At 46.8% G+C, this 14,093-nt stretch carries 14 protein-coding genes, 17 tRNA genes and 1 pseudogene; 27 read left to right on the forward strand and 5 right to left on the reverse strand.

The window, feature by feature from the left end; translation table 11 throughout:
* From ABC765_RS02900 to ABC765_RS02980, 17 genes are all read left to right on the forward strand, one after another.
* A tRNA-Gly gene (locus tag ABC765_RS02900) sits at nt 1-72 on the forward strand.
* A 16-nt stretch (nt 73-88) separates the two neighbouring features.
* Nucleotides 89-174, forward strand: a tRNA-Leu gene (locus ABC765_RS02905).
* Between the two features lie 6 nt (nt 175-180).
* Nucleotides 181-254: transfer RNA gene (locus ABC765_RS02910), tRNA-Arg, on the forward strand.
* A 5-nt stretch (nt 255-259) separates the two neighbouring features.
* Nucleotides 260-333, forward strand: a tRNA-Pro gene (locus tag ABC765_RS02915).
* Nucleotides 334-353: 20 nt separating this feature from the next.
* Nucleotides 354-427: transfer RNA gene (locus tag ABC765_RS02920), tRNA-Met, on the forward strand.
* A 15-nt stretch (nt 428-442) separates the two neighbouring features.
* A tRNA-Ile gene (locus tag ABC765_RS02925) sits at nt 443-516 on the forward strand.
* A 35-nt stretch (nt 517-551) separates the two neighbouring features.
* A tRNA-Ser gene (locus tag ABC765_RS02930) sits at nt 552-639 on the forward strand.
* Between the two features lie 9 nt (nt 640-648).
* Nucleotides 649-722: transfer RNA gene (locus ABC765_RS02935), tRNA-Met, on the forward strand.
* Between the two features lie 4 nt (nt 723-726).
* A tRNA-Asp gene (locus tag ABC765_RS02940) sits at nt 727-802 on the forward strand.
* 7 nt (nt 803-809) lie between these two features.
* A tRNA-Phe gene (locus tag ABC765_RS02945) sits at nt 810-882 on the forward strand.
* Nucleotides 883-908: 26 nt separating this feature from the next.
* A tRNA-Gly gene (locus ABC765_RS02950) sits at nt 909-979 on the forward strand.
* A 12-nt stretch (nt 980-991) separates the two neighbouring features.
* Nucleotides 992-1,065: transfer RNA gene (locus tag ABC765_RS02955), tRNA-Ile, on the forward strand.
* Between the two features lie 2 nt (nt 1,066-1,067).
* Nucleotides 1,068-1,155, forward strand: a tRNA-Ser gene (locus tag ABC765_RS02960).
* A gap of 4 nt (nt 1,156-1,159) precedes the next feature.
* Nucleotides 1,160-1,231 (forward strand) — tRNA-Glu (locus tag ABC765_RS02965).
* An 8-nt stretch (nt 1,232-1,239) separates the two neighbouring features.
* Nucleotides 1,240-1,311 (forward strand) — tRNA-Glu (locus tag ABC765_RS02970).
* A gap of 13 nt (nt 1,312-1,324) precedes the next feature.
* Nucleotides 1,325-1,398 (forward strand) — tRNA-Met (locus tag ABC765_RS02975).
* Between the two features lie 4 nt (nt 1,399-1,402).
* Nucleotides 1,403-1,478, forward strand: a tRNA-Asp gene (locus ABC765_RS02980).
* A 105-nt stretch (nt 1,479-1,583) separates the two neighbouring features.
* Here the strand turns inward: ABC765_RS02980 and ABC765_RS02985 are convergent.
* Together ABC765_RS02985 and ABC765_RS02990 are read right to left on the reverse strand one after the other, a co-directional pair.
* Nucleotides 1,584-1,703: pseudogene (locus ABC765_RS02985) on the reverse strand (transposase); the annotation flags it as partial.
* Nucleotides 1,704-1,831: 128 nt separating this feature from the next.
* The gene (locus ABC765_RS02990) at nt 1,832-2,323 is read right to left on the reverse strand and encodes a hypothetical protein (protein WP_347963371.1); all 492 of its coding nucleotides are present in this window, start codon (nt 2,321-2,323) and stop codon (nt 1,832-1,834) included.
* A 295-nt stretch (nt 2,324-2,618) separates the two neighbouring features.
* Between ABC765_RS02990 and spxA the strand changes: the two genes are divergently transcribed.
* The 3 genes from spxA (at nt 2,619) to ABC765_RS03005 (ending at nt 5,040) form a co-directional block, all read left to right on the forward strand.
* On the forward strand, nt 2,619-3,020 hold the full coding sequence (gene spxA / locus ABC765_RS02995) for a transcriptional regulator SpxA (RefSeq protein WP_347980668.1): 402 nt from the start codon (nt 2,619-2,621) through the stop codon (nt 3,018-3,020).
* A 164-nt stretch (nt 3,021-3,184) separates the two neighbouring features.
* Nucleotides 3,185-3,901 carry an adaptor protein MecA gene (locus ABC765_RS03000; RefSeq protein WP_347952886.1) on the forward strand — a complete coding sequence of 239 codons (717 nt, stop codon included), beginning with the start codon at nt 3,185-3,187 and terminating at the stop codon, nt 3,899-3,901.
* Nucleotides 3,902-3,996: 95 nt separating this feature from the next.
* Nucleotides 3,997-5,040: a competence protein CoiA family protein gene (locus ABC765_RS03005; RefSeq protein ID WP_347952887.1), complete on the forward strand. Its 1,044-nt coding sequence runs from the start codon at nt 3,997-3,999 to the stop codon at nt 5,038-5,040.
* On the opposite strand, the gene ABC765_RS03010 is transcribed toward ABC765_RS03005, so the two are convergent.
* Nucleotides 5,037-5,675, reverse strand: a complete 639-nt coding sequence (locus ABC765_RS03010) for a DsbA family protein (protein ID WP_347963374.1) — start codon at nt 5,673-5,675, stop codon at nt 5,037-5,039. The two genes, ABC765_RS03005 and ABC765_RS03010, sit on opposite strands and share 4 nt — an antisense overlap.
* 252 nt (nt 5,676-5,927) lie before the next feature.
* On the opposite strand from ABC765_RS03010, the gene ABC765_RS03015 reads away from it, so the two are divergent.
* Genes ABC765_RS03015 through ABC765_RS03025 form a run of 3 tightly spaced genes read left to right on the forward strand, consistent with a single transcriptional unit; the run spans nt 5,928 to nt 8,302 of the window.
* Nucleotides 5,928-6,596 (forward strand): GTP pyrophosphokinase family protein, encoded by a 669-nt coding sequence (locus ABC765_RS03015; protein ID WP_006499686.1) that lies wholly within the window; start codon nt 5,928-5,930, stop codon nt 6,594-6,596.
* Nucleotides 6,597-6,599: 3 nt separating this feature from the next.
* Nucleotides 6,600-7,412, forward strand: a complete 813-nt coding sequence (locus ABC765_RS03020; RefSeq protein WP_034539851.1) for an NAD kinase — start codon at nt 6,600-6,602, stop codon at nt 7,410-7,412.
* Nucleotides 7,412-8,302 (forward strand): RluA family pseudouridine synthase, encoded by an 891-nt coding sequence (locus ABC765_RS03025; protein WP_347980669.1) that lies wholly within the window; start codon nt 7,412-7,414, stop codon nt 8,300-8,302. Before ABC765_RS03020 ends, ABC765_RS03025 begins: the two co-directional genes overlap by 1 nt.
* A 50-nt stretch (nt 8,303-8,352) precedes the next feature.
* Here ABC765_RS03025 and ABC765_RS03030 read toward each other — a convergent pair whose 3' ends face one another.
* Entirely contained in the window at nt 8,353-9,384 is a 1,032-nt protein-coding gene (locus ABC765_RS03030) for a lactonase family protein (protein ID WP_347952889.1), read from the reverse strand.
* A 93-nt stretch (nt 9,385-9,477) separates the two neighbouring features.
* Between ABC765_RS03030 and ABC765_RS03035 the strand changes: the two genes are divergently transcribed.
* The 3 genes from ABC765_RS03035 (at nt 9,478) to ABC765_RS03045 (ending at nt 13,410) form a co-directional block, all read left to right on the forward strand.
* Entirely contained in the window at nt 9,478-10,329 is an 852-nt protein-coding gene (locus ABC765_RS03035) for a methyltransferase domain-containing protein (RefSeq protein WP_347980670.1), read from the forward strand.
* 180 nt (nt 10,330-10,509) lie between these two features.
* Nucleotides 10,510-11,019, forward strand: a complete 510-nt coding sequence (locus ABC765_RS03040) for a tRNA (cytidine(34)-2'-O)-methyltransferase (RefSeq protein ID WP_347980671.1) — start codon at nt 10,510-10,512, stop codon at nt 11,017-11,019.
* 24 nt (nt 11,020-11,043) lie between these two features.
* Entirely contained in the window at nt 11,044-13,410 is a 2,367-nt protein-coding gene (locus ABC765_RS03045; RefSeq protein WP_347980672.1) for a DNA translocase FtsK, read from the forward strand.
* Between the two features lie 82 nt (nt 13,411-13,492).
* On the opposite strand, the gene ABC765_RS03050 is transcribed toward ABC765_RS03045, so the two are convergent.
* Nucleotides 13,493-13,609, reverse strand: a complete 117-nt coding sequence (locus tag ABC765_RS03050) for a DUF4044 domain-containing protein (protein WP_006499693.1) — start codon at nt 13,607-13,609, stop codon at nt 13,493-13,495.
* A 122-nt stretch (nt 13,610-13,731) separates the two neighbouring features.
* Between ABC765_RS03050 and ABC765_RS03055 the strand changes: the two genes are divergently transcribed.
* The gene (locus ABC765_RS03055) at nt 13,732-14,070 is read left to right on the forward strand and encodes a hypothetical protein (RefSeq protein ID WP_347980673.1); all 339 of its coding nucleotides are present in this window, start codon (nt 13,732-13,734) and stop codon (nt 14,068-14,070) included.
* Nucleotides 14,071-14,093 lie beyond the last annotated feature (23 nt).

Raw genomic sequence — 14,093 nt, forward strand, 5'->3', positions numbered from 1 at the left:
GCGGAAGTAGTTCAGTGGTAGAACATCACCTTGCCATGGTGGGGGTCGCGGGTTCGAATCCCGTCTTCCGCTTTGTCAATTCCATAATGCCGGGGTGGCGGAATTGGCAGACGCACAGGACTTAAAATCCTGCGGTTAGTGATAACCGTACCGGTTCGATCCCGGTCCTCGGCATCTTTTGCACCCATAGCGCAATTGGATAGAGTGTCTGACTACGAATCAGAAGGTTGAAGGTTCGACTCCTTCTGGGTGCATTTTTCGGGAAATAGCTCAGCTTGGTAGAGCACCTGGTTTGGGACCAGGGGGTCGCAGGTTCGAATCCTGTTTTCCCGATTAACAATGAAAATTGTTATCGCGGTGTAGCTCAGCTGGCTAGAGCGTCCGGTTCATACCCGGGAGGTCGAGGGTTCGATCCCCCCCGCCGCGATTGACTGGCTGTTAGGGACCTTTAGCTCAGTTGGTTAGAGCAAGCGGCTCATAACCGCCCGGTCGTAGGTTCGAGTCCTACAAGGTCCATTGGGCCTCATAACACTCGACAGCTTTTCATTTATGGAGGATTACCCAAGTGGCTGAAGGGGGCGGTCTTGAAAACCGCTAGGTCGTGAGAGCGGCGCAAGAGTTCGAATCTCTTATCCTCCTTTTCATTATCGCGGGGTAGAGCAGCCTGGTAGCTCGTCGGGCTCATAACCCGGAGGTCGTTGGTTCAAATCCAGCCCCCGCAATTTTGGTCCGTTGGTCTAGTTTTGGTTAGGACGCATCCCTGTCACGGATGAGATCACGAGTTCGAGTCTCGTACGGACCGTTTATATGGCTCGGTAGCTCAGTTGGTAGAGCAACGGATTGAAGCTCCGTGTGTCGGCGGTTCGATTCCGTCCCGCGCCATTAAAATAATTAAGCTTCTGCTTAATGCGGGTATAGTTTAGTGGTAAAACCACAGCCTTCCAAGCTGTTGTCGCGAGTTCGATTCTCGTTACCCGCTTTAATAATATATGGGTCTATAGCTCAGCTGGTTAGAGCGCACGCCTGATAAGCGTGAGGTCGGTGGTTCGAGTCCACTTAGACCCATTGGAGAATTACTCAAGTGGCTGAAGAGGCGCCCCTGCTAAGGGTGTAGGTCGCGAAAGCGGCGCGAGAGTTCGAATCTCTCATTCTCCGTTATGACCCGTTAGTCAAGTGGTTAAGACACCAGCCTTTCACGCTGGTATCGTGGGTTCGAATCCCGCACGGGTCACTTATCATGACCCATTAGTCAAGCGGTTAAGACACCAGCCTTTCACGCTGGTATCGTGGGTTCGAATCCCGCATGGGTCACTTAATTTATTATCGCGGGGTAGAGCAGCCTGGTAGCTCGTCGGGCTCATAACCCGGAGGTCGTTGGTTCAAATCCAGCCCCCGCAATTTTGGTCCGTTGGTCTAGTTTTGGTTAGGACGCATCCCTGTCACGGATGAGATCACGAGTTCGAGTCTCGTACGGACCGTATGATTAAACATGTTGCTGTTTCGGCAACATGTTTTTTTGGATCTTTATCAAATCGTATTGGTGAAGATCAATTCCCTGCTTCAAAAATGAAGTGGGGATTTTTTTAGGCGCGGATACAATCAATGCGCCGCAATAGATTTTCAAAATTACGGAAGCCACAACAGCTGCGTTTTAAGTTTTTGATCTTTCGATTGATGCCTTCCAGTGACCCGTTGGAGTAGTCGTATTTGGCACTGTTGGCGATATAATGGGCGGAGTGAAGGCTTGATCCATCGCGGTTTTGGTGTTCTCATAGGCAAAAATGGCTAGGTAAAACAAAAGTGCAATGCAGTTCAATGCATTGCACTTTTGTTATTCAGCTGGACGATAATCCTCATAGTAATAAACGCTGCGCGGACTGTGATCCATGTATCCGGCGAGCGGTGCAAAGTCGGCACTGCTGTTCCAGTCATCAATAGCAGCCGCATTTGTCCAAGTCGTTATCAAAATGGTTGCATTGGTTTGATCAGGACGTGAGAACATATAGCCAGTCGTCATCTTAGAATGATCGGCACTATCAAGAGCTATTTTCGCCTGTTTGCGCAGCAGGTTCTTATCTTCAGTACCAAGCTCAAATGATTCAAAATGAAGAATTCCTTTGAACTTATCATTTCCAACACTGTATAAAGTCTCTAAGGTAATTGGACTGTTAAAGATGGTTGGCTTACCTGATAGGTCAAATAAAGCCAGCTTGCTGTTGTCACCAGTTGCCTGCAGCAGCCGGAAGTCACGGTCTGGGTGCTTTTTAACGATTTCAAGCAGAACTGGCATTGAGCCAAAAGTAAAACTAATTTGTGATAGCATGATTGTCTCCTCCTTATCTTAATTGTCTTAATTATACCGCTCATTAACATTAATTGGGAATAACGAGTTGGAAAGCGCAACTAATTAATCAATGATGCCCATTATATCAATAAATGTATCGTTCACGATGGTAGTTTGATAATTGTTGGCAAGCGAATCGGGAGTTATTTTTAATTCACTTACAAAAAGTCAAGAAAATTACTGACAGTGGTTCAAAATCATTCTAAAATAAGTTATAATTATTTATGGAGTGATCAAGGTTAAACATGTTTTTGATTTAAAGGAGGCCCAACAAATGGTTACACTATATACGTCTCCAAGTTGCACATCTTGCCGTAAGGCGCGGGCCTGGTTGAAGGAGCGTGGTATTCCTTTCACCGAGCGCAACATTTTTTCTGAACCTCTGAGTATGGATGAGGTAAAAAATATTTTACGAATGACTGAAAACGGTACTGAAGACATCATTTCAAAACGTTCGAAAGCTTATCAAAGTTTAAACATTAATCTTGATGAGATGTCAATGACCGAGCTTTATGATTTGATTCGTAAAAATCCAGGCCTGTTAAGACGACCAATCATTATGGATGACAAAAGATTGCAGATTGGATATAACGAAGATGAGATTCGTCGGTTCCTGCCACGTGAAGTCCGGGCATTGGAGCTGGCTGAAGCGCGTCGAAAAGCAAACTTGAACTAAAGGGGTGGCGATTTTTCGTCGCCTTTATTTTTTTATCGAACTGTTATCGGAAAAAGAATGCTATAATGAAAACTAGACGTTTAATATCGTTCGGCTTTTTAAGCTTAAATCGAAGCCGGAGCGACCGTATGAAAAATTAGCGAATCAAAGGGGGCGCGATGCATATGGAAATGAAACGCATTAACGAAAATACGATTCGCGTGCTGCTCAATAATGAGGATCTAAATGAGCGCGGTATTACCGTACTTGATTTGCTGAATCATAATCAACAGATTGAAGACTTTTTTTACAGTATTTTAGAAGAAGTCGATGCTGATCATCAATTTCAGGATAATGATCTGGTTACGTTCCAAGTTCGTCCCCAACAAGATGGTTTAGAGCTTTACATTACCAAAACGGATCCTGCCAGCCTAAAAAAGGGCACTCCCGCTGGTCAGCCGCCATTGGATCAAGACCAGATTACCAACCTGATAAAAAAAGAGCTGGTTGGCAGAGATCGTCAGGAATCGCATCCAGATCATGATCAAGAAAACAATGTGTCCGCAGGCGATGAGCCAGAAGCTGCCATCGATAATCCAGACATTGAAAAAAACGTTTGTGTCTTAAGAATTGATGATTTTGAGGATCTGGTAGCCCTGGCCAAATCAGCACGCGACAACATCAATGCGGTATCCGATCTTTATCGTTATCAGAATAATGACTACCTGCTCTTGACGTTTATCGACGATGGCTCGCTGTCATCGAGTCAGTTGAAGGATCAGCTGGCTTTGGCATATGAGTATGGTCAAAAAACCAATCTGACGCCCGATGTCATTTTAGAACATGGTAAGCCATTAATGAAACAGGCTGCCCTAGAACTGGTGCGAACGTATTTTGATTGATTAATTGAAAAGCTGAGTCATTGAAATGTCCAATGACTCAGTTTTTTTAATGACAATTGCCTGTTTTTGGCATATAGCAAAGTGGAGGTGTAATTATGCAGACCGCTTTGTGGAATGGTCAACTGGTCTGGGCCCAAACTGAAGCCAAAAAAGCGCAGCGAACATATTGGTGTCCGGACTGTGGTCAAAAAGTTCATTTATGTCAGGGAACCGATCATCGTCCCTATTTTGCACATTATGCCAAAAGCAGATGTGATGCCAATGAAACTGCCATTCATCAGTTAGGCAAGCAGCAGATTGGCAGGTGGCTGAATCAGCAAGGCTGGCCGAGCTATTCTGAGGTTTATTTGCCGACAATCAAGCAGCGACCAGACATATTGACCAAGATTAATGATCAGTGGGCAGCCATTGAGTTTCAGTGCAGTCCGCTTGGCTTGACGCGGCTGATTGAACGCAATCAAGGATATGAGCGGCTGGGAATTGCCTATCGCTGGTTTTTGGGCCCAACCTATGCACATCGGCTGCAGCCGGGAAAAGCAGCTCAGTTTTTACAATGGCATCATCAGCAGCTGATCTTACCATTTTGGAATTTAAAACGACAGCAGCCTGACTATCAAAAAAGACGGCTTTTTGGCCCAAAATCGGGAAAAAGTCGTCAAGATGTCTGGCAGGTTTTAATTTGGCAGACTCAGCAGCTGCAGCGGCAAATTCGCTTGGCAACGCCGCGGCTTTGCGAATTAGCCAATCAGACCTATTTAATGGGCCACGGGGCAATCAGTACCTGTCCCTTGGTTGCTCATGACACGCATTTTCAATGGAGCTTGATGAATGAGACACCATTGGAATGGCGCATATCAGTTATCTTAAGACTTGAGCAGTGTGCTGCGCATCAATGTTGGAATTGGCCAGCCTGGTATGACTTTTTAAATCAAACTGCTAATTGGCTCCCCTTGCCATGTCTGAGTGATGTTCAAGTCACGCAGGTTCGTCATCGAATCTTGGCCTGCTATACCCAAGAGCTGAATCTGGCTGGCGTGATCCGCTACCATCAGCAGGTCGTTGAATTGATTCAGCCGCCGCGATGGTTCAGCAGCTATGAACGCAAGCTGGCCTATCTGGAGAAACTAGCAGCCAGCTAAAGAATCCGCAGTGTTGATTGATGATGCTTATCATTAAAGCTTTGCGCAAATTCTTCGGGAGTCTGCTGCAGGCAAAACTGATGATTACGGTATGATTCGATCAGCGACTCATAGTCAAAGTTGTTGATCATATATCCATAGACAGGCTGTTCGGAATCAAAAACGACTGCAGTGGCGGTTTGGGTAACGCCCATTTCATCAGCCATGTACTGATCCTTTTTGAATGCTTTGATTGCCAGTTCTGATTTACGATCTTCCCAGAACATGTCCAAATCGAGCTGCGCCTGTTGAGCAATCTTTTTGGCAAGGGTTTCTGAATAATCGGCTCCCTCATTGATCAGTGCCGATTGCAGCCGCAGCAGATAGTGTCGGCCACGCTTGCGTCCTTGAAACAGTGCTGCTTTATAATCCAAGATAATCTGGTAAAGCGTAGCGGAAGTCTGCTGCCGAACATTGAGGTCATGATCGTTGAGATGATAAAGTTTCATGGTCTGCTGAATCGTGTCCATGTTAAACAGCGGAATAAATTGATAGTTGACTTTGGTGCGCAATTGCTGGTCAATGCGCAAAACATCCTGTTCGCAGCGAAAACAGCGCATGCCTAATGGATTAACAAAAAGATGAATTTCGAGCACAGCCGCTCCTCCTGTTCGTTGCAGAATAATCGGTTATTGAACAATGCTATTTTTACAAAGAATAGGCACGATGTAAAGCGATCTGTTTTGGTTGAATTTACATAAAATAATTTGAAGCAATCATTTAGCAGATCAGTTATGATATCTATGAAAATCCTGGGCTTGTTTTCCAATTGAACCAGGCAGTCTTTAGTTAAGTCATTGCGAAACTATGATAAAATAAACAGAGATTGTCAAGGAAGTGGGATTGCAATGATTGAAGATTGGCAGCATTTTTTATTACCTTATCAACAAGCAGTCAATGAATTAAAAGTCAAGCTGCGGGGGATGCGTAAACAATTCCAAGATCAAGATCAGCATTCACCGATTGAATTCGTTACTGGCCGTGTTAAGCCGGTCGACAGTATTAAAGAAAAAATGGTGCGGCGGCATGTCCTAGAAGAACGCCTGGAGCAAGACATGCAAGATATTGCTGGTTTGCGAATCATGTGTCAGTTTGTCGAGGATATCTATCAAGTCGTTGATCTGCTGCGTCAGCGCAATGATATGACGATTCTAGAAGAGCGCGATTATGTAACCAACGTTAAGCCAAGCGGTTATCGATCTTATCATATCGTGATCGAGTATCCCGTTCAGCTGGTTACTGGCGAAAAAAAGGTTTTGGCCGAGATCCAGGTGCGAACGCTGGCGATGAATTTCTGGGCGACGATTGAGCATTCATTAAACTACAAATATCAAGGCGCGTTTCCTAAAGAACTTTCTGATCGTCTGCAGCGGGCGGCAGAGGCTGCTTTTAAGCTGGATGAGGAAATGTCTGAGATCAGAGAAGAAATTCAAGAGGCACAGACGCTGTTTGGTCGTAAGCAAGCACCTGATGAACTGCTGAACTCATCGCTGGAAGATAAAAAAGGAGCGGATTAATCAATGCGGGTAGCCATTTTTAACTATGAATCGCCGGAGTCATTGCGAGTACGAAAACTGCTGCTGAATCGTCTGGAAGAGGAAACCGCAATTACCTATGATGAGCAGCAGCCAGATGTCGTTATCACGATTGGTGGCGATGGCACGCTGATTTCGGCATTTCATCACTATGAGGATCGCTTGTCGACGATTCGTTTTGTTGGTATTCATACTGGACACCTGGGCTTTTATACCGATTGGCGCAATTTTGAAGTTGAGGATCTGGTCGAAAGTCTGCAAAACGACAGTGGTCAATCCGTCAGCTACCCATTGCTGGAAATGAGTGCTACTTATGATGACGGTGAGATTGAACGACGCGTGGCACTGAATGAATCAACGCTGCGCAATATCGTCAAGACCATGGTTTGCGACGTATACATCAATAATCAGCTGTTTGAGCGTTTTCGCGGCGATGGGCTGGTCATTTCAACACCGACTGGATCAACGGCCTATAATAAATCAGTTGGCGGTGCAATTTTGGATCCGCGCATTATCGGCTTCCAGCTGGGCGAGATGGCCTCGTTAAACAATCGGGTTTTTCGAACGCTGGGCTCGCCGGTCGTTTTTGGCTCAGATACCAAATTGACGCTGCGGCTGCCTGATGATTCCGGTACGGTGCTAAGCTGCGATCGCGATCAGATTATGATGGACTCGCAGTCGCATCGGTTGGTCGACGTGTCCTATCGCGTATCCGACAAGGTGATTCGTTTTGCCAAGTACCGGCATACCAACTTCTGGGACCGCGTTAAGGATTCGTTTATTGGAGGCATCCAATAATGGAATTTTCCTGGGTCTATACCGGAGAAAAGCCGATCAAGCTGCGTTCTGCACTCAAACAGCGGGGCGTTACCAGTTCATTGATCAAAGCAGCAATCTTTCATGGTGGTCAGATGACGATCAATCATGAGGTAAAATGGGCTGTCGATCTGGTTGAGCCGGGGGACTGCTTTGCCATTGAGCTGCCGCCAGAAGTACCTAATGATCATGTTCCGATCTGTTCCAAACCATTTGATATCGTTTATGAAGATCGGGATTTTTTGGTGATCAACAAAGCTGCCGGCGTGGCAACAGTACCGGCGCATAACGTTGCCGAACAAGACAGCCTGGTCAATCGCGTTAAATACTATTATCAAAAACAAGGCTATGAAAATCAGGTAACTCATGTCGCCACGCGCCTGGATAAAGATACCAGCGGCCTGGTGATCTTTCCTAAGCACCGTTTTGCTCATGCCGTCTTGGATAATCAGCTCAAGCGGCATTTGGTAAAAAAGGAATACGTTGCCTTGGTCAGTGGTCAGGTAGCGACCGGGCACGGCTATATCGATGCACCTATCCAGCGTGATCCAGAATCATTTGTTCAGCGTCAAGTCGGTCCGGATGGTAAAGCGGCCGTTACCGAGTATTGGCTGAAATATGCGGGGGTGAATGCCTCAATCGTCAAGATTCGGCTGCATACCGGGCGGACACACCAGATTCGCGTTCACTTCAGCTATCTTGGCCATCCATTGTTGGGTGATGCCATGTATGGCGGACCAGACGTAATGTCACGGCAGGCACTGCACTGTCAGTGGCTGAGTTTCTACAGCCCATTTTTAAACCGGCAGATTGAGCTAAAAGCACCAATTCCAAGCGACATGATTGCCGTAATTGAAAAAGTGACGCAATAAAAAACGGGACGCTGATTAAGCACCCCGTTTATTTATTGAATTGTCAGCAGCTATTTAGGCCAGCGCTTGACACAGACTGGTTCTGGACAGGCCACGTCTTTTTGCAGCAGCGTCAGCCGGCCGGATTGCGCATCCCGTTTGTAAAGCGTCAGGTTATCGCTGTTTTGATTTGAACCTACCAGGTAGGCGTCGTCATGGCTCAATTCAAAGTCGCGTGGAAAATCACCTTCCGTACTGATTGATTGAACGTGGGCAACCGTAAAGTCTGGCTGTACGGCAAAAACTGCAATGGTATTTTCACCACGGTTGGAAGTGTAGACAAAGCGGCCATCAGCAGAAATATGAATGGCTGCGGCGCCGTTATGAGCGGTCCAGTCAGCCGGAATGGTCTTGATGGTCTGCAGGTGAGTCAAGGAGGCGTCAGCAGCGTTGTAGCGCATTACGGCCAGCTTGCTGCTTAGTTCGCCCAGCACATAGACGATCTTGCCATTTGGATGGAAGACCAGGTGACGCGTACCAAAGCCGGGTTCGAACTGGTAGCGGGATGCAGCCGTAAGCTTGCCTTCATCGGATACGTTATAGACCACGACCAGATCCATTCCCAGGTCGCAGACGATAAGACGATTGTCCGGCGTTAAATCGATATAGTGAACGTGTGGCGCATCCTGTTCTGGTTGGGGACCGGTTGCTCCTTGATGAACGACGGAATCAGTTTGGGTCAGCTTACCATCAGCTGCAATCTTAAAGACCTTCAGCTCACCGGTATGGTAATTGGCAGAGAACAACAAGTGACGCTGGTCATCAACGCCAATGTAGGCAGGAGTAGGTCCCTTTTCCAATTTGGCATCGATCAGTTCGGCCTTGTCGCCGGATAGATCGTATGAAGCTACGCCGCCACGCTCGCCATCCTGTTTCAAGGCATACAGCCGCTTTTGTTCACCGTACTGCAGGTAGGCTGGCTTGCCGGAAGCAGCTACCAGGCGAACGTTGGTTAATTCTTCTTTTTCAGTGTCTAAGGTTACGCCGTAAATGCCACGGCTGGATTTACTGGTGTAGGTTCCAATTAAAAAGTCTTCAGTCAAAACGAAGCCCTCCTTTAAAAATGTACACCTATATAATAGCAGAAACTGTTCGCTTAGAATTGAGAAATTATGAGCAAATTGAAAGGATCATCAATGAAAAAAATCGCAATTAAGAAACAATGGGTCAATGAGCATCGGCAGCTATTTCGCTGTTCAGTCTGTCAGGCACCAATCAAGGGCGTTTTTGAAAACAGTCTGGTCTGTAAGCAAGGGCATGCCATTGATTTTAACAAGCATGGCTATCTTTATTTTTTGAATAATGGCAATGGTACCGACTATGATCGGACGATGTTTGAAGCCAGACGCCGCATGCTGAGCGCAGGACTGTTCCTGCCAATGCTTAAGCAGATCAATGCCGCGATGCCAGACCAGCCACAGACGATCCTGGACGTTGGTACGGGTGAGGGAACGCCGCTTTTTCAATTAGAGAATTTGCGGAATCAAAAAGATGCTGCTATTGGTTTTGACATTTCAAAGGCCGGCGTGCAGTTAGCTACTCAGCTGCCAGGCAAGCTGTTTTTTTGCGTAGCAGATCTGCGCCGGCTGCCGTTTGCGGACGCGTCGTTTGATCAGGTGATGGAGCTTTTTTCACCATCTGATTATCAAGAATTTGATCGGATCCTCAAGCCAGGCGGTCAGCTTTTAAAAATCATTCCCAACGCCAACTATCTAATCGAATTGCGTCACCTTTTATACGATCAGAACGATCAGCATGCAGCCTACGACAATACACCAGTAGTTGAGCGCTTTATGCAGCATTACCAGCAGGCCAGGATCGTACCGCTTCAATATCAGTTTGAGATTCCGCTGGGGCTGGCTAAAGATTTGGTAGAGATGTCGCCGCTGCATTGGGGCCGCAATGCGAAACAGCTTGATGAAAGCGATTTATCATCATTAAAACAAGTTACCGTTGACGTCAGCTTGTTAATCGGTAAAAAAATTTGATTAATTAATTGTTTTTTTTAAGTGATGGTAGTATATTATCTTATAGAAATCGTTTGACTGAGGACATCGATTTAATCGTTGGCATTGGTCAAAGAGTACTTCATTAAAGCAGCGTTTCGCCGTGCCCACACCGAGACCCTGCTTTTTTTATTGCCTTTTTTAGGAGAGAGAAGACTGACTATGACTAATCATATTGTGCTGTTTGAACCCTTGTTTCCGGCTAATACCGGCAATATTGCCAGAACCTGCGCCGGAACCGACACTGTTTTGCATTTGATCAAGCCCCTTGGTTTTTCCACGGATGACAAGCATATGAAGCGTGCCGGTCTGGATTATTGGGACAAGGTTAAGGTTGTCTATCATGAGGATCTGCTTGATTTTATGGCAACGGTTCCTAATCTTGATCAGCTGTATCTGGTTTCAAAGTTTGCCGAACGCGACTATACTGAAGTTGACTACCGTTTGCCTGGCGATCACTACTTTTTGTTTGGCAAGGAAACGACTGGCTTGCCGGAACCGTTTATGCGGCGCTATCCGCAAAGCTGTATTCGGATTCCGCAAGACGACAACAACATTCGCGCGCTTAATCTTTCCAACAGCGCGGCGATTGTTATTTATGAAGCGCTTCGTCAACAAGGATTTCCTAAATTAGCCCGTGTGCATCGCTATTCAGACGATAAGCTGAAATAATCGGTAAGGTAAAGGAGGAATTGCATGGCCCGAAAAAAAACTACGACCCGACGCCGTTCCAATAAAACGGCTGCCAAGCGGCGATCAAGAAAACCAGCGCGTGACGAGCGAGCTATTCGCAGCTTAAGCGGCCTGGCCATCATTCTTTTAACGCTGACCGGTCTGTTTAAACTGGGAATCTTAGGTGCCGGCGTGCAGGATATTTTTAAGGTTTTGGTTGGTCAAAGCTATCCATTGTTAATGGCAATCGTAATCCTGTACAGTCTGGGACTGACGATCTATGCTCAATGGCCGCGCTTTAGAAAACGCTGGGTCTGGGGAATGCTGATTTTTTATCTGGGACTCTTATTGATGCTGCATGCACGGATGTTTGATCAATTAGGCCGCCACAGCGATTTTTGGAATCAGACCTGGAGCAGCGTAACTGCGGCAGTCTTAAATGATGATTCCAGTATGCCGATTGGCGGCGGCATGCTTGGGGCAGCGTTATATTCTGGCAGCGGTTATCTGCTTGGCAGTACTGGAACCAAGGCAGCGGCTGTTTTACTGATGATTATCGGCGTGGTGGTCTTTTTTGATCTGCCAGTGCAAAAGCTGCGTTTGGCGATTGCACAAATGCTAAAGCAGCTTAAAGAACGCTTCCATCAATTAAATGCTGAGCGGCGGGCTCGGCAAGCAGAGCGTCGGCAACGTCAGCCAAAAGAGTCAATGGCAGTGCCGAGTGCTGAAAAGGATCTGCCAACGCCGCATGCTGAACGGAAACGTGAGCAGCAATCAAAAGAGCTGCCAGAGTTTGAAATCGGTCAATCACTGTCTGGTAAAACCGCTGCACCTGATCAGCAAAGCCGTGAGCCCCGCATTACCGTAGCCAGTGAGAATGAGCGGCCAGCATCATTGAATGCCAAGGATCAGGCCGATGTTGAACTGTCCTTGAATCGGGTTGAAGCCAAAGAGGATCAGGACTATCAATTCCCGCCGCTGGATCTTTTGACCAAAGTGAAGCCAACGGATCAAAGCGCTGATCTCGATTCGATTAAGTCCAATACGCAAAAACTGCAGGATACGTTAAAATCGTTTGGTGTCGATGCCACGGTTGAAAACGTGAACCTTGGCCCTTCCGTAACTAAATATGAGCTGCGTCCAGCAGTAGGGGTTAAGGTCAGTCGGATTACGAATCTAGCTGATGATCTGGCCTTGGCATTGGCTGCCAAAGATATTCGGATTGAAGCACCGATTCCTGGCAAGTCATTGATCGGGATTGAGGTGCCTAATCAACAGATTGCCACGGTAGGCTTTCGTGATATGATCGAAGCTGCTCCCCATGATGATCGACCGCTCGACGTGCCGCTTGGTCGCACGGTTACTGGTCAGGTAATGACGGCTGATCTGACTAAGATGCCGCACCTGTTGATTGCCGGTGCAACCGGGAGCGGCAAGTCGGTTGCCATTAACGTGATCATCACCAGCATCCTGTTAAAGGCTAAGCCCAGTCAGGTCAAAATGCTGATGATCGATCCCAAGAAAGTAGAGCTAAGCGTGTATAATGGGATTCCGCATCTGCTCAGCCCAGTGGTTTCCGAACCGAAAAAAGCGGCCCGGGCATTGGGCAAGGTAGTCGGTGAAATGGAACGGCGCTATGAATTGTTTGCTGCTTTAGGCGTACGCAACCTGGATGGCTATAATCGAATGGTTGAAAAAGAAAATCAAAGTCATGACGATCCGAATGAACAGCAGCCGACAATGCCATTGATTCTGGTAATCGTTGATGAATTGGCTGATTTGATGATGACCGTTTCTAAAGACGTTGAGGATGCCATCGTGCGAATTGCGCAAATGGGGCGGGCCGCCGGCATTCACATGATTTTGGCAACCCAGCGGCCCAGCGTTGATGTCATTACCGGTTTGATCAAGGCCAACGTTCCTTCACGAATTGCATTTGCGGTCTCCAGTGGGGTCGATTCGCGAACGATTATTGACACCAATGGAGCTGAAAAGCTGCTTGGCCGTGGCGACATGCTGTTTGAGCCAATCGATCAAAACAAGCCGATTCGAATTCAAGGCGCCTTTATTTCTGATCATGACGTTGAGGCAGTCGTTGATTTCATCAAAAATGAGCGGCCAGCAGAGTATGATGATCAGATGATGGTTAGCGATGCCGAGATTCAGCAAGAAGAACAAAAAGAAGATGAAGATGAGCTGTTCGGCGAAGCGCTGCAGTTTGTTGCCCAAGAGCAAAAGGCCTCAACCTCACTGATTCAGCGTCGTTTCCGCATTGGCTATAATCGAGCAGCGCGGATCATTGATGATATGGAGCAGCGTGGCTATATCGGTCCAGCTAATGGGTCCAAACCGCGTGAAGTCTATAAGAAACCAGACTTGCCGGCGCAATAGGGCTAAGCTGCTTAAAATTTAATCCAGCAAAAAAGAGGCTTTGGCTGTTTGGCCAAAACCTCTTTATATTTATACCGATCAGCTAGAAGCCGAGTGAAGCGACGGCCCCTAAAATTAGGGAGCCCAGCATTGCGATCAGCATCAGCCAAACGGCCACCATAGTAATTTTTTGGAATCGGGTCTTTTTCTTGCGTTGCATCGGTAAATAATCCCGCCTTTCAATTTATCCTTATCAGTTTACACATCTTAGCACCCAAATTCAAATCTGTTGTTGATCTGTGATAGAATGAGACTTGACTAAATTTAGCGGAGGCAGTTTAAATGGTAAGACAACTAATTATGGAGTTCGTTATCTTGATTGGCTATGGGATGCTGGAACGGTTAACGATTAAGCTGTTTAAACTGCCCAAGCGGCGGAATACCTGGCTTTGGGCCACGCTGCTGATGGTCTTGAGCTTTTGGAATCTGGGGTTTTATTGGTACTGCTACGTGCTGATCGTTTGGATGCTGCTGAGTATCGGCCTGATCTTTTTACAGCTGGCGGCCGCGCATCAGTTCATCTATCGACAGTATTGGCCGGCTTTTTGGCGCGTAACGCTGGTCGTTTCAGTTGCAGCTTTCTTGGTTTCTTTAACCGGATCATATCTGCCGGTCGTTTAGAAAGAATATATGTTTAGGGTTTC

The sequence above is a fragment of the Limosilactobacillus sp. WILCCON 0051 genome (assembly GCF_039955095.1).
GTDB classification, from domain to species: Bacteria; Bacillota; Bacilli; order Lactobacillales; family Lactobacillaceae; genus Limosilactobacillus; species Limosilactobacillus allomucosae.

Coding starts and splice junctions, on each gene's coding strand:
- ABC765_RS03050 (WP_006499693.1), bottom strand. CDS start 13,609: ATGCAACGCAAGAAAAAGACCCGATTCCAAAAAATTACTATGGTGGCC.
- ABC765_RS03045 (WP_347980672.1), top strand. CDS start 11,044: ATGGCCCGAAAAAAAACTACGACCCGACGCCGTTCCAATAAAACGGCT.
- ABC765_RS03035 (WP_347980670.1), top strand. CDS start 9,478: ATGAAAAAAATCGCAATTAAGAAACAATGGGTCAATGAGCATCGGCAG.
- ABC765_RS03025 (WP_347980669.1), top strand. CDS start 7,412: ATGGAATTTTCCTGGGTCTATACCGGAGAAAAGCCGATCAAGCTGCGT.
- ABC765_RS02990 (WP_347963371.1), bottom strand. CDS start 2,323: ATGCTATCACAAATTAGTTTTACTTTTGGCTCAATGCCAGTTCTGCTT.
- ABC765_RS03000 (WP_347952886.1), top strand. CDS start 3,185: ATGGAAATGAAACGCATTAACGAAAATACGATTCGCGTGCTGCTCAAT.
- ABC765_RS03005 (WP_347952887.1), top strand. CDS start 3,997: ATGCAGACCGCTTTGTGGAATGGTCAACTGGTCTGGGCCCAAACTGAA.
- ABC765_RS03055 (WP_347980673.1), top strand. CDS start 13,732: ATGGTAAGACAACTAATTATGGAGTTCGTTATCTTGATTGGCTATGGG.
- ABC765_RS03020 (WP_034539851.1), top strand. CDS start 6,600: ATGCGGGTAGCCATTTTTAACTATGAATCGCCGGAGTCATTGCGAGTA.
- spxA (WP_347980668.1), top strand. CDS start 2,619: ATGGTTACACTATATACGTCTCCAAGTTGCACATCTTGCCGTAAGGCG.
- ABC765_RS03040 (WP_347980671.1), top strand. CDS start 10,510: ATGACTAATCATATTGTGCTGTTTGAACCCTTGTTTCCGGCTAATACC.
- ABC765_RS03015 (WP_006499686.1), top strand. CDS start 5,928: ATGATTGAAGATTGGCAGCATTTTTTATTACCTTATCAACAAGCAGTC.